Origin of the sequence: Larkinella sp., assembly GCF_965227735.1 — a bacterium.
Lineage (GTDB): Bacteria > Bacteroidota > Bacteroidia > Cytophagales > Spirosomataceae > Larkinella.
Map to the genome: position 1 here is coordinate 98,378 of NZ_OZ245776.1, position 13,997 is coordinate 112,374.

At 53.9% G+C, this 13,997-nt stretch carries 11 protein-coding genes; 4 read left to right on the plus strand and 7 right to left on the minus strand.

Annotated features, from left to right (window positions below):
• The 4 genes from ACO064_RS00350 to ACO064_RS00365 are packed head-to-tail and all read left to right on the plus strand — an operon-like array spanning window position 1 to window position 5,225.
• Window positions 1–1,287, plus strand: a complete 1,287-nt coding sequence (locus ACO064_RS00350; RefSeq protein ID WP_421825441.1) for a polysaccharide pyruvyl transferase family protein — start codon at window positions 1–3, stop codon at window positions 1,285–1,287.
• A gap of 34 nt (window positions 1,288–1,321) precedes the next feature.
• Window positions 1,322–2,596, plus strand: coding sequence for a polysaccharide pyruvyl transferase family protein (locus ACO064_RS00355; protein WP_421825442.1), 1,275 nt, complete (start codon window positions 1,322–1,324; stop codon window positions 2,594–2,596).
• Between the two features lie 58 nt (window positions 2,597–2,654).
• Complete coding sequence (locus ACO064_RS00360) at window positions 2,655–3,923, plus strand: polysaccharide pyruvyl transferase family protein (protein ID WP_421825443.1); 1,269 nt, start codon at window positions 2,655–2,657, stop codon at window positions 3,921–3,923.
• A gap of 30 nt (window positions 3,924–3,953) precedes the next feature.
• Window positions 3,954–5,225 (plus strand): polysaccharide pyruvyl transferase family protein, encoded by a 1,272-nt coding sequence (locus tag ACO064_RS00365; RefSeq protein ID WP_421825444.1) that lies wholly within the window; start codon window positions 3,954–3,956, stop codon window positions 5,223–5,225.
• On the opposite strand, the gene ACO064_RS00370 is transcribed toward ACO064_RS00365, so the two are convergent.
• The 7 genes from ACO064_RS00370 to tkt all read right to left on the minus strand — a co-directional run bounded on the left by ACO064_RS00370 (window position 5,222) and on the right by tkt (window position 13,844).
• Window positions 5,222–6,106, minus strand: coding sequence for an alpha/beta hydrolase (locus ACO064_RS00370; protein WP_421825445.1), 885 nt, complete (start codon window positions 6,104–6,106; stop codon window positions 5,222–5,224). The two genes, ACO064_RS00365 and ACO064_RS00370, sit on opposite strands and share 4 nt — an antisense overlap.
• Window positions 6,107–6,234: 128 nt before the next feature.
• A complete protein-coding gene (gene pgl / locus ACO064_RS00375) occupies window positions 6,235–6,969 on the minus strand; it encodes a 6-phosphogluconolactonase (protein WP_421825446.1) in 735 nt (244 codons plus the stop codon).
• Window positions 6,969–8,483, minus strand: a complete 1,515-nt coding sequence (gene zwf, locus ACO064_RS00380) for a glucose-6-phosphate dehydrogenase (protein ID WP_421825447.1) — start codon at window positions 8,481–8,483, stop codon at window positions 6,969–6,971. The genes pgl and zwf overlap by 1 nt, the downstream gene beginning before the upstream one ends.
• Window positions 8,480–9,907: an NADP-dependent phosphogluconate dehydrogenase gene (gndA, locus tag ACO064_RS00385; protein WP_421825448.1), complete on the minus strand. Its 1,428-nt coding sequence runs from the start codon at window positions 9,905–9,907 to the stop codon at window positions 8,480–8,482. Before gndA ends, zwf begins: the two co-directional genes overlap by 4 nt.
• 125 nt (window positions 9,908–10,032) lie before the next feature.
• Window positions 10,033–11,136, minus strand: a complete 1,104-nt coding sequence (tal, locus tag ACO064_RS00390; RefSeq protein WP_421825449.1) for a transaldolase — start codon at window positions 11,134–11,136, stop codon at window positions 10,033–10,035.
• Window positions 11,137–11,264: 128 nt separating this feature from the next.
• The gene (locus ACO064_RS00395) at window positions 11,265–11,711 is read right to left on the minus strand and encodes an RpiB/LacA/LacB family sugar-phosphate isomerase (protein WP_421825450.1); all 447 of its coding nucleotides are present in this window, start codon (window positions 11,709–11,711) and stop codon (window positions 11,265–11,267) included.
• Between the two features lie 120 nt (window positions 11,712–11,831).
• Window positions 11,832–13,844: a transketolase gene (gene tkt, locus ACO064_RS00400; protein ID WP_421825451.1), complete on the minus strand. Its 2,013-nt coding sequence runs from the start codon at window positions 13,842–13,844 to the stop codon at window positions 11,832–11,834.
• Window positions 13,845–13,997: the final 153 nt, after the last annotated feature.

A 13,997-nucleotide genomic window follows, 5' to 3' on the forward strand; every position in this document is an offset into this window, starting at 1 on the left:
ATGACACCTGATTCAACGTATTCCAATCGACGCATTTTCCTGAAACGTGCTGCCCTGGCAACTGCTTCCCTCCTGTCATCGATAAAAGGCATTTCCGGCAAAAAAGCCCCCGCCATCGTGCTGCGGTCGTCGTGGCAAACCGTCAACATCGGCGACATCGGTCACACGCCCGGCGTCCTCTCGCTGCTGGAAAAATACCTGCCCGATGCCAGCATCCGGCTCTGGCCGAGCAGTGTTGGAAATGGCGTTGAGGAATTGCTCAAACGCCGGTTCCCCAGGGTTTCCATCGTCCAGACCCCGGAAGAAATTGCGGCTACCCTGAAAGAATGCGACTTTTTGCTGCACGGCTCCGGGCCGTCGCTCGTTGCCCGCAAGGATGTGGAACGCTGGCACCGCGAAACCGGCAAACCGTTCGGGATTTATGGCATCACCTTTCCCGGGGTCTACGCACCCGGCCCGGCCGCCAGCAAGGTCAACCCGCTGGACGTCGAGTTGTTGAACCAGGCCAAATTTGCGTTTTTCCGGGATTCGGTTTCGCTGGGGATAGCAAAAGAAATCGGAATAAAAAGCCCGGTTATGGAATTTTGCCCGGATGGAGCTTTCGCCGTGGATTTCCGGGATGACCAGGCCGCCAACGCTTTTCTGTCGAAACACGGACTGGAAGCGGGTAAATTTCTGTGCGTAATTCCGCGCACCCGGTTTACGCCCTACTGGGAAATTCCCGCTAAAAAAACGCCCTTCGATGCGGAACGAAATGCAATCAACGAAAAGATGAAGGAGCACGACAACGCCCCCCTGCGGGAAGCAATCATTGCCGTCGTTCGCCAGACCGGGCTGAAAATCCTGATTGTGCCGGAAGACGAGACGCAGGTCAAACTGGGCAAGGAAATTCTGCTCGATAAACTGCCGGAGGACGTGAAGAAAAACGTAGTGTGGCGCGACCGCTACTGGCTCACCGACGAAGCGCTCAGCACCTATCTGCTGTCGGCGGGTTTGTTCGGACTCGAAATGCACTCGCCCATCATGTGCATCGGCCACGGCATTCCGGCCATTGTCTGCCGGTTTGCCGAACAAACCAGCAAGGGCATGATGTGGCAGGATATTGGCCTGGGCGACTGGCTGTTCGACGTGGACAAGCCCGAAGAAGTGGCCCGGATTGTTCCGGCGGTTCTGGCAATGGCCAAAGACCCCAAAGCCGCGAAGGCAAAAGCCCTGAAAGGCAAGCGATTTGTCAATCAGCGACAAAAAGAAACGATGGCGGTTTTAGCCAGCGTACTAACGACTTAACCGGTATTCCAGACTCATCCTACTGCTTTGAACCATGCAAAACCGCCGATCTTTTCTTCAACAAACGCCCGCGTTCCTCGGCCTGCTGATGAGCATTCCGGTACTGGCAAAGAAAGCCGCTAAGAAAACCATCCTCCTGCGGTCGTCGTGGCAAACCGTCAACATTGGCGACATTGGACACACGCCCGGTGTGCTTTCGCTGCTGGAAAAATACCTGCCCGATGCTGAGGTTCGTCTGTGGCCATCGGATGTGGGAAGCGGTGTGAAGGAGATGCTGACGAAACGGTTTCCCAATGTCCCCATTGTCAAGACGCCCGACGAGGTGAAGCAGGCGTTTGTTGACTGCGATTTTCTGCTGCACGGTTCCGGTCCCTCACTGGTGGCGGGGGCAGATGTAGACCGCTGGCGGAAAGAAACTGGAAAACCATACGGCATTTACGGCATCACATTTTCTGTATCGCATACTACTGAAAACCCCACAATTCTCAGCCCGGCATCAGCTTTGAATGTCGACATTCTGAGTAAAGCAAAATTTGTCTTTTTCCGGGATACGGTTTCGATGGCCGTAGCAAAGGCGAACGGCGTCACCTGCCCGATCATGGAGTTCGGGCCGGATGGGGCTTTTGCCGTCGATCTGCACAACGACCAACTGGCAAAAGATTTCCTGAAAGAACACGGTCTGGAAGACGGGAAATTTTTATGTGTTCTGGCCCGGCAGCGGTTTACACCCTACTGGGAAATTCCGGCCAAAAAACGGGCATTCGAGGAGCCTAAAAATGCGCGAAACGAACAGATGCGCGAGCACGATATTGCGCCACTTCGGGAAGCCATCATCGCCGTAGTTCGGCAGACGCCGATGAAAATCCTGATCGTTCCGGAAGACGAAACGCAGGTCAAACTCGGCAAGACCATGTTGTATGATCCGTTGCCAAACGATGTCAAAGCGAATGTTGTCTGGCGGGATCGCTACTGGCTCACCGACGAAGCCGTCAGCACGTACCTCCGCTCGGCGGGCTTGTTTGGGCTGGAAATGCACTCGCCGATCATGAGTGTCGGCAACGGCATTCCGGCCATCGTCTGCCGCTTTGCCGAACAAACCAGCAAAGGGTATATGTGGCGGGATATTGGTCTGGGCGACTGGCTGTTCGACATGGACAATGAGCAAGAGATCCCCGGCATCGTTCCGGCGGTTTTAGCCATGGCCAAAAACCCCAAAGCCGCCAAAGCAAAGATCAAGAAAGCCCAGAAGTTTGTCCAGCAACGCCAGCGCGACACGATGGCGGTTTTAAAGAAAGCCCTGATTGGCTAAAGCTTACAGGGCTTGATCTAAATTCAGAATTGGAATGACATTCTAAATCATTGCTCACATGCAAAACCGCCGATCTTTTCTCCAACAAACACCCGCGCTCATCGGGCTTCTCATGAGCGTTCCGGCGCTGGCCCAAAAAGCCGCCAAGAAAACCATTCTGCTGCGTTCCGCCTGGCAAACCGTTAACATCGGCGACATCGGCCACACGCCGGGCATCCTCACCCTGCTGGAACGATACCTGCCCGACGTCACGATTCAACTCTGGCCGTCGGACATTGGCAACGGTGTGGAAGAACTCCTGCAAAAACGCTTTCCCAAAGTAATTATCCTGAAAGGCCCGGAAAAGGTGACGGCGGCTTTCAACGACTGCGACTTTTTGCTGCACAGCTCCGGGTCGTCGCTGGTGGCCCGCAAAGACGTGGATCGCTGGCACCGCGAAACCGGAAAGCCGTTCGGCATCTACGGTATTTCGTTGCACGGCGTTTTTCCGACCCCACTGGCATCCAACGCCACTTCGGCGGCTGAGGTGGAACTGATCAGCAAAGCGCAGTTTATCTTTTTCCGGGATTCGGCCTCGCTCAAGTTTGCGAAGGAAAAAGGAATTACCTGCCCCATCATGGAATATGGTCCGGATGCCGCTTTTGCGGTCGACCTGCGGGATGATGCGTCGGCAAAGGCTTTTCTCGAAGCGCATCAACTGGAAACCGGCCAATTCATGTGCGTCATTCCCCGGTTGCGGTATACGCCCTACTGGAAAATTCCGGCTAAAAAAGCTGCTTTTGACGAATTTAAGCACACCCGGAATGAGGAAATGAAAGAACACGATCATGCCGTGCTCCGCGAAGCCATCAGCGCCGTGGTCGGGCAAACACCGATGAAAATCCTGATTTGTCCGGAAGACGAAACCCAGGTGGCCATTGGCAAAGAAATGCTGTATGATCCGCTCCCGGCCGATGTCAAAGCCAAAGTCGTCTGGCGGGATCGCTACTGGCTTACCGGCGAAGCCATCAGCACCTATATGCGGTCGGCGGGGTTGTTCGGGCTTGAAATGCACTCGCCTATCATGTGCGTCGGCAATGGCGTTCCGGCCATCGTCTGCCGGTTCGACGAACAAACCAGCAAAGGCATCATGTGGCGGGATATTGGCCTGGGCGACTGGCTGTTCGATATGGACAAACCCGGGGAAGTGGCCCGCATCGTTCCGACGGTTTTGGCAATGGCCAAAGACCCAAAAACCGCAAAAGCCAAAGCCGCAAAAGCTCGAATTTTCGTTGAAAAACGCCAGCGCGAAACGATGGCAATCGTGGGCAAAACGCTGGCGGTCTAGCCATTCCATCCTAATATCCAACCGATTCCCATGCCAAACCGCAGAGAATTCCTGAAGCAAACACCGTCACTGATCGGGTTGCTACTCAGTGTGCCGTCGATTGCAACCGCGACATTGCCCGCTAAAAAATCCATCATTCTCCGCTCCTCGTGGCAGACCGAAAACATCGGCGACATTGCCCATACCCCCGGTGTTTTGACGTTGCTGGAAAAGTACCTGCCCGAGGTCGAAGTCCGACTATGGCCGTCCAATGTCGGCAATGGTGTGGAGGAAATGCTGATGAAGCGGTTTCCCAAGCTGATTATCCTCAAAACTCCGGAAGAAAAGAAGGCGGCAATGGCCGAGTGCGGTTTTCTGCTGCACGGCTCCGGGCCGTCGCTGGTGGGTCGGAAAGAAATTGAACAATGGCGGGAAACGGGCAAACCGTACGGTATTTACGGCATCACCTGGCCCGGCGTCTACGGTTTTCCGGAAGACCGCTGGAAGTTCAATCCGACGGATGTTGAGCTACTCACGAAAGCTCGGTTTGCCTATTTCCGCGATTCAGTTTCGATGGAATTTGCCAAGTCAAAGGGCGTTGCCTGTCCGGTTATGGAGTTCTGCCCCGACGGTGCGTTTGCGGTGGACATTCGGGACGATAAAGCCGCCGACGCGTTTTTGAAGGAACACGGGCTGGAAACCGGCAAGTTTCTATGTGTGATTCCGCAACTTCGGTTTTCGCCCTGGTGGGAATTGCCGCAGAAAAAACTGTCGGTCAATCCGGAAAAGCACGCCCGGAATGAGGCCATGAAGGAACAGGATAACAAGCCGATCCGGGAAGCCATTATTGCCGTCGTTCGCCAGACGGCGATGAAAATCCTGATCGTGCCCGAAAACGAAACCCAGGTTCGGATTGGCAAGGAAATGCTGTATGATCCGCTGCCGGACGATGTGAAAGCGAAAGTCGTCTGGCGCGATCACTACTGGCTCACCGACGAAGCCGTCAGCACCTACATTCGCTCGGCGGGTTTGTTCGGCATCGAGATGCACTCGCCCATCATGTGCATCGCACTGGGTATCCCGGCCATCGTCTGTCGGTTTGAAGAACAGACCAGCAAAGGAGCCATGTGGCGGGATATTGGCCTGGGCGACTGGCTTTTTGATCTGGATACGCCCAAAGACGTTGCGGGGATTGTTCCGGCGGTGCTGGCGATGGCCAAAGATACCAAAGCCGCCAAAGCGAAGGCGCTGAAAGGCAAGCAGTTTGTCAATCAGCGGCAAAAAGAGACGATGGCCGTAGTGAAGAAAAACGTCGGTGCCTAGAGGCCGACGAACTTGCGTAACTCCCGGTAAATGCGGTTATTTTGCCAGTAAAGCTGCGTCACCATGCCGACGTGTTTTTTACCCGGCAGAACCGTATAGTCGTGTTTTACACCCAGTTCCCGAAGCCGCTCGTGAAACTTTTGAGTGCTGCTGGCAATGCTTGGGTAGGTTCGGCTGCCGGTGTAGATCAGCATGGGCGGACTGGAGGACGTAACCTGATAGTGAGCTGACATGGCCCGCCAAACCGTGGAATCGTTTCCAAACGGAACGAGGTATTGCTCATCATTGGGATACTCCATTTTCCGGAGGTAATCGAACATATTCAACCCCGCCGGATCGTCGAGAATGGCACCCTTGACGGGATTAGGAGCTAAGCCGAACTTCGTAAACAACCGGTCGTCCGTGGCTAACAAAGCCGCCAGTCCGCCACCCGCCGAGTGGCCCATAACGAAAATCCGGTTGGGATCTCCGCCAAATCCGGCGATGTGCTGCGTGGTCCAGCGCACGGCCCGGGCGCAGTCGTCGGCCATCGCTGGCACTAAAACCGCCGGAGATAGGCGGTAATTGATGATGACGGCCACCACGCCCTGTTTGGCCAGGCGACGGCCGATAAACGAATAGAGATTTTTGCTGCCGCCATCCCAGTTCCCGCCGTGAATAAAAACCACGACGGGGAAAGGCCGCGCAGCTTTTTGTTTGGGCGCATACACATCGAGCACCTGACGCTCGGCATCGAAATCCGGAGCATCGGCGTTCACATACGCAATGTCCTTGGTCCGCTCGCTGGGCCGGGCCGTAGCGTATTCATGGATGAAGAGACTGAGCAGTCCCACGACAAAAAATACAACGGGAATTTGCCAGAGCAGTCGGAATAAGGGCATTAGACGAGTGGCTTTTAAAAAGAATGATAAATATTAAATGATGAACGCTAAATGTAAAAGTAGTCACCCATCCGGCACTTTTACATTTGGCGTTCATCATTTTACATTTATCATTCCACTCTAATTTCCTAAACCGACAGCACCGATGCCGCCGGTTCATCCAGAAACCAGTGCACCTCACCCTCGGCGTCCCGAATGAGTTGGGCGGGGTGGTTTTCGATGTCCTCGGCCCCGTTCAGAACCGCATCAACGGCTTCAGCTTTCCCTTTTCCGTAAACCAGAAAGGCCAGGTGATGCGCCAGATTGATCAGGGGTGCGGTCATCGTGATCCGATACACGTTCTGATCTTTCAGGAAAACCGCCTTCACCGAAACCGAGGTGTCGTGCAAAACCGGGGTGTGCGGAAACAGCGAAGCGGTGTGCGAATTATCGCCCAAACCCAGCAACACCAGATCAAACCGAACCTGTTCCGCCTGATACCGATGCTGAATGGCCTGGGTGTACTTCAGCGCGGCTTCGTCCGGCGGCAGGCTCGTATCGACCGTAAAAATGTTCTTCGCCGGAATGTGCAGCGGGTCGAACAGTGCTTTTTTGACCATCAACGCATTGCTGTCCGGATCGTCGGACGGCACGTAGCGCTCGTCGCCGAAGAAAAAATCGACTTTTTCCCAATCCAGTTGGCTACTGAATTCGGGCGAAGCAAGCAGTTCGTACAGTTTTTTGGGAGAACTGCCGCCCGAAAGCGCGACCGAAAACCGCCCCGTATCGGCAATCGTTTCCTTCGCCGTCCGGACAAAGAATTCGGCCAGATCCAAAACCGCCAGATCGGCGGTTTTGGAGACGTGTAAAATCGGCTGGCTCATCAATGTTTTCCGTTTAGGGGTAGTGTAAACCAGTGAAAACCGTCCTGCGCAATGAGGGCTTCGGCGTTTTCAGGCCCCCACGAACCGGCGGGATAATTCGGAAAACTCAGGCTTTTCTTGCTTTCCCAGGCGTGCAAAATCGGCATAATCAAATCCCAGGCGGCTTCCACCTGATCGCTCCGCATGAACAAGGTCTGGTCGCCCAGCATCGTGTCGAGCAGCAACGTTTCATAGGCTTCGGGCGGTTTTCCGGCATACGTGCCGCTGTAGTCGAACACCAGATCGACCGGATTGAGCGTCATGTCCAGACCGGGCCGTTTGGCCTGCATCTGCAACCGGATGCTCATTTCGGGCTGAATGCTGAAAACCAGGCGGTTTTGCTGCCAGTTTTCGGCGGATTCGGGCGGAAAAATCGAGTGCGGAATGTTCTTAAACTGGATCGAAATGATAGACGCCGACTGCGCCAGGTGCTTGCCGGTTCGGAGGTAAAACGGAACGTCCTGCCAGCGCCAGTTGTCGACAAAAAATTTGAATGCCGCAAACGTTTCCGTGTTGGACTCCGGGTTCACTTCTGGCTCTTCCCGATAACCCGCCACTTCCTTGCCTTCAATCCAGCCGTGGCCATATTGCCCGCGAACAGCCGAAAACCGGATCGCATCGGCATCGAACCGGCGCATGGATTTCAGCACATCCACCCGGCGGTTCCGGATTTCGTCGGCGTCCATGTTGATCGGCGGTTCCATGGCAATCAGACACAGCAACTGCAAAATGTGGTTCTGCACCATGTCGCGCGTTGCCCCGGCGCCGTCGTAATACCCGCCCCGGTCTTCGACGCCCAGTTGTTCGGTCACCGAAATCTGGACGTGGTCGATGTAATTGCGGTTCCAGATCGGTTCCAGCAGCGCATTGGCAAACCGGAAAGCCATGATGTTCTGCACGGTTTCCTTGCCCAGATAGTGGTCGATGCGGTAGATCTGTTTCTCGTCAAAAATCCCCTGCAATTGCTTATTCAGGGCTTTGGCCGATTCCAGATCATGCCCGAACGGTTTTTCAATGACAATCCGCGTGCGCTCCATGCCGTCTTTCGGGCATTTTTTGGCAATGTTGTCCGCAATAATCGGAAAAAAATTGGGGGCCACCGCCAGGTAATAAATCAGGTCGGCTTTCTCGTTCCATTCGGCTTCGTACGACTCGATCCGGCTCCCCAGTTCCTGGTACGTTTTCGTGTCTTTCAGGTCCGAAACCTGGTAGTAAATGTTCTTGCTGAACGTGTCCCACTGCTCGGCTTTGGCTTTGCCGCTGCGCGAAAACAGGTTGATTCCCTCCAGCAGTTTTTCCCGAAACTGATCATCACTGAGTTGGGTCCGACCGGTTCCGATGATTGAAAAATGGGACGGCATCCAGCCGTCTAAATACAGGTTGTATAAAGCCGGTGCGAGTTTACGCCAGGCTAAGTCGCCGGTTCCGCCGAAAATGATAAATACGGTGGGTTGCGGTGTGAGCGTTGATTTCATGGTTTACCGGGTAATGGCGTCCAGTGGGTGTGGAAAACGCCTTCTTTACCAATAAGTTCGTAGGTGTGAGCACCAAAATAATCGCGTTGCGCCTGAATCAGATTCGAGGGCATATTCTCGCTGCGGAACGCATCAAAATAAGTCAGGGAAGCCGCAAGAGCTGGCACGGCAATGCCCGCCGTCAGGGCCGAAGCCACCACCGACCGCATGCCCGGAACACTCTCATTCACCAGTGTTTGCACCGACTCATCGAGCAGCAAATGTTCCAGGCTCGGTGCGTTTTCGTAGGCATTGAAAATCTCATTGAGCAAAGTCGCCCGGATGATGCAGCCACCCCGCCAGATTTTGGCAATTTCGGCCAGGTTGAGGTTGTAGCCGTACGAAATCGAGGAACGATACAACAAATCTAGCCCCTGCGCGTAGGTCATCACGGTACTGAAATACAGGGCCTGCTCCAGACTCTCCAGCAAGGTATTTTTGTCAATTTCCAGAAGCGACGGTTCGTCGCCATATACCGTAGCCGCTTTGATCCGCAGCACTTTATATTTGGACAAATTGCGCATCGACACCGCCATATCAATCGTCGGAATCGGCACTTCCAGATCCATCGCCACCTGCGACGTCCATTTGCCGGTTCCCTTCGATTTGGCCTGGTCTTTAATCAGATCGATCAGATACTGGTCGGAGTCCGGCTCTTTGAAGCCGAAAATATCCCGGGTCACTTCGATCAGAAACGATTGCAACCGGCCTTCGTTCCAGGTTTTGAAGAGTTCGTAAATTTCTTCATTCCCCATCTTCAACCCTTTGCGTAGCACTTCGTAGGTTTCGGAAATGAGCTGCATCAAACCATACTCGATCCCGTTGTGCACCATTTTTACAAAGTGACCCGACGCGCCCGGCCCGATGTAGGTTACGCAGGGAACGCCGTCGACTTTGGCGGCAATGGCGTCGAAAATCGGTTTCAAGGTCAGGTACGCAGCTTTGTCACCACCCGGCATCATGCTCGGACCTTTGCGCGCGCCCTCCTCGCCCCCGGAAATCCCCATTCCGAAGAAGTGAAGTCCCTTGGAATCCAGCGCTTTGTCACGAATATCGGTATCCGTAAAGTGCGAATTTCCACCATCGATGATGATGTCGCCCGGTTCGAGCAGCGGCACCAGTTTGTCGATCACGTTGTCCACCGGTTTGCCGGCAGGCACCAGCATCATGATGGCGCGGGGCCTGGTCAGGCTCTGGGTCATGGCCGCCAGATCCGTAAATCCTTTGACCGGTTTACCCTCGCCTTCTTTCTCAAAACCGGCCACCTGGTCGGGATTGATGTCGTAACCGGCTACCGGAAAGCCGTGGTCTGCCATGTTCAGCAGCAAGTTGCGGCCCATCGTACCGAGGCCGATCATTCCAAAATTATACTTCGTTTCTGCCATTGAACTCGTGCAAGTTTAGAGGTGGTATTCGGTATTACGGTTTACGGTTTTCAGTTTACGGTGGCTGACGCATGCTTTTCTCTCGCGTCAGCCACCGTAAACTGAAAACCGTAAACCGGATACCGTCAAGCGGTTTCGAGCGATTTTTTCTGGGTTTCGATGGCCGCCAGCAGTTTTTCGTAGGGCTTATTGAATTTATCGATGCCTTCGTCTTCCAGTTTCTGGGTGATTTCGTCGATGTCGATGCCCACCGTTTTCAATTGTTCCAGGATGGCAGTCGCTTTATCAAGGTCATTTTCCAGACGGCTTTGCGCATCACCGTGATCACGGAAGGCCACCAGCGTTTCCATCGGAATGGTGTCAACGGTGTCGGGGCCGATCAGTTCTTCCACGTATTTGGTGTCGGGAATCGCCGGATTTTTGCTGCTCGTGCTGGCCCACAACAACCGCTGCGGTTTTGCACCAAGTTCCCTCAGTTTCGCAAACCGCACGCTGTTGAACACGCGTTTGTAGATTTCGTAGGCTTTGCGGGCCGAGGCAATGGCGACCTGCGCTTTCAGTTCGGGAAGTCCTTTTTCGTCCAGAATCGGATCAACCATCACGTCGATGCGGCTCAGGAAGAAACTCGCCACCGAGGCAATGCCGTCGATCGGCTGACCAGCGGCTGCACGGGCTTCCAGACCGGAAATGTACGCGTCGGTAACGGCTTCATAACGATCCAGTCCGAACAGTAGCGTGACGTTGATGTTGATGCCTTCACTGATGGCGGTCTGAATCGCCGACAAACCGGGGGCGGTTCCGGGAATTTTGATCATCACATTCTCGCGATCCACCGCTTTCCACAGTTCACGCGCCTGCTTGATGGTTCCTTCGGCATCCAGCGCCAGAAACGGCGACACTTCCAGGCTCACATAGCCATCCGCTCCACGAACTTCTTCTTCATACACCGGCTTAAACAGATCGGCCGCCCGCTGAATGTCGCTGACGGCCAGGCCGTAAAATATATCCTCGTTGCTCTTGTCGTCTTTTGCCAGCGTCTTGATGTCTTCATCATAATCGGAGCTGCTGCTGATGGCTTTCTCGAAAATCGCCGGGTTCGACGTAATCCCGCGAACGCCATCTTCGTCGATCAGCTTTTGCAGTTCGCCGGAGTCCATAATTTTCCGGTCAATAAAATCCAGCCAGATGCTCTGTCCAAACTCATGAATTTGTTTTACGCGATTTGCCATGTGTTGAGGGATTTGTAGTTTATGGTTTTGGGATCTTATGTTTACGGTTTTCAGTATTCGGTTTACGGTGGCTGTTGCGTTAGTAAGTGTGCGTCAGCCACGTAAACCGAATACTGAAAACTGAAAACCTACTTCTTTTCTAACTCAATTACTTTCTTCAATCTCCGCAGGTGCCGTTCGGCACCGCTGAATTTTGCTTCCAGAAACGCCTGGACGAATTCTTCAGCGACCCGGTTTCCCGTAATACGTCCGCCGAGGCAAATTAAGTTCATATCATCGTCTTCCACACCCTGATGGGCCGAAAAATGGTCATTGATCAACGCAGCCCGCACGCCCGGAATCTTGTTGGCGACAATAGCCGCCCCTACGCCACTCCCGCAAACCGCCACGCCCCGCTCCACATCGCGGCTGGAAACCGCCAGCGCCAGCGGAATGATCAAATCGGGATAATCGTCCAGCGAATCCAGCCGGTATGCGCCGTAATCGACGACTTCATAGCCCAGGTTGGTCAAAAAAGCCTTCAGCGTTTCCTTGAGTTCGAAACCGCCATGATCAGCGGCAATGCCTATTTTCATTTCATTATAGTTTACCGTTTTCTTTACTTCGATATTCGATATTCAACATTTAACATTCGATATTCATTTTGTTGAGTTTTTAATATCGAATGTTGAATATCGAACACTAAATATCGAAGTTTAACTACCAAGAAGCGCCTTCGCCCGCTTCACCACATTCTCCACCGTGAAGCCAAACTTCCTGAACAAATCCTCCGCCGGGGCGGATTCGCCATAGGTGGTCATGCCCAGAATATCGCCTTCGTCGGTGACGTATTTGTACCAGCCCATTTCAGCACCCGCTTCCACCGCCAGCCGTTTTTTCAGGGCTTTCGGAAACACTTTTTCCTTGTAAGCCGCACGCTGCCGGTCGAACAATTCGAACGACGGCATGCTCACGACCCGGGCCGAAATATCGTCTTTTTTCAGTTCTTCCTGCGCCTGGAGCAACAACGAAACTTCCGAACCGGTGCCGATCAGAATCAGATCCGGCTCTTTTTCAGAATCCGACAGAATGTACGCACCTTTTTCCAGTTCCGTCGCCGGGGTGTATTTCTCCTGATCGATGACTGGCAATCCCTGGCGCGTCAGCACAATCACCACCGGACCGCCGGGATGCTGAATGGCCACGCGCCAGGCCTGGGCGGTTTCGTTGGCATCTGCCGGTCGAATCACCACCACATTGGGCATGGCCCGGAGTGCCATCAACTGCTCGATGGGTTGATGCGTCGTTCCGTCTTCGCCCAAACCGATGCTGTCGTGCGTAAAGATAAAAATCGGGCGGAGTTTCATAATGGCCGCCAACCGAATCGGCGGGCGCATGTAATCCGAAAACACCAGGAATGTCGCGCCGTAGGGAATAATCCCTTTCGTCACCGCCAATCCGTTCAGCACCGCACCCATCGCGTGTTCACGGATTCCAAAGTGAAAAATGCGACCGTCCCGGTTTTCTACCGAAAAGGAGTGGTAATTTTTCAGATCCGTATCCGTTGAGGGCGACAGATCGGCTGAGCCGCCAATGAGGTGCGGCAATTCGTCGGCAATCGCATTCAGCACTTTTCCCGAGGCTTTCCGGGTGGCGATTTTCTCTTCACCGGCGGCAAAAACCGGAATTTTCTTTTCCCAGCCTTCCGGTAGTTTTCCGTTGCTCACCAACTCATATTCCTCCGCCAGTTCGGGGTATTTTGCCTTGTAAGCTTTGTAAAGATCGTTCCACTTATCCTCTTTCTTCGCGCGCTCTTTCCCGATTCCCCGGTAATACTGCAACACGTCGTCCGGCACGACAAACGATTTTTCGGGGTCAAACCCGAATTTCTCCTTCACCAGTTTGATTTCATCGGCTCCCAACGGCGAACCGTGTGCCTCCGCCGTGTCTTCCTTGTTCGGACTTCCGTAGCCAATGTGCGTCCGTACCTTGATCAGCGAAGGCCGTCTGGTTTCTTCCTGCGCGGCTTTCACGGCCTGATACAGAGCTTCCAGATCATTGCCATCGGGGACGACCTGCACATGCCAGCCATACGACAGAAACCGCTGGGCCACGTCTTCCGTAAACGTCAGATCGGTGCTGCCTTCGATGGAAATGTGGTTGTCGTCGTAGAAATAAATCAGGTTACCCAGTTGCAGATGCCCTGCCAGCGAGGCAGCCTCGGCCGAAATGCCTTCCATCATATCGCCATCGCTGCAAATGGCGTAGATTTTATAGTCGAAAAGCGGAAAATCCGGCTTGTTGTAGCGGGCGGCCAGATGATACTGCCCAATGGCAAAACCGACCCCGTTGGCAAACCCCTGCCCCAGCGGCCCGGTCGTTATTTCAATGCCTTTCGACAACCCGTATTCCGGGTGGCCGGGCGTCTGGCTGTCCAACTGCCGAAACTGCTTCAGGTCGTTCATACTCAGCTCATACCCGGTCAGATACAGGTAACAGTACTGCAACATACAGCCATGCCCCGCCGACAGAATAAACCGGTCGCGGTTGGGCCAATCCGGATTTTTCGGATTGTAGTTCATGGCTTCCGTCCAGAGAATATGGCCCATCGGGGCAGCTCCCATTGGCAAACCGGGATGGCCGGAATTGGCTTTCTGCACGGCATCGGCGGCCAGAATCCGGACGGTGTTGATGCTCAGCTGTTCTATGGATTGGGTTGGGGTTTTCATCGAAATGGGGGATAAAGCGACACGTAACGTTGACTTAGTTAACCCCCCGCCAAAAGGGTTTGTTCATCTCTTCAAAGTTATTTCACAGAGTGTATCAGAGACAATCAGAGGTACACAGAGTTTTTTTTCTCTGATAAACTCTGATTTACTCCG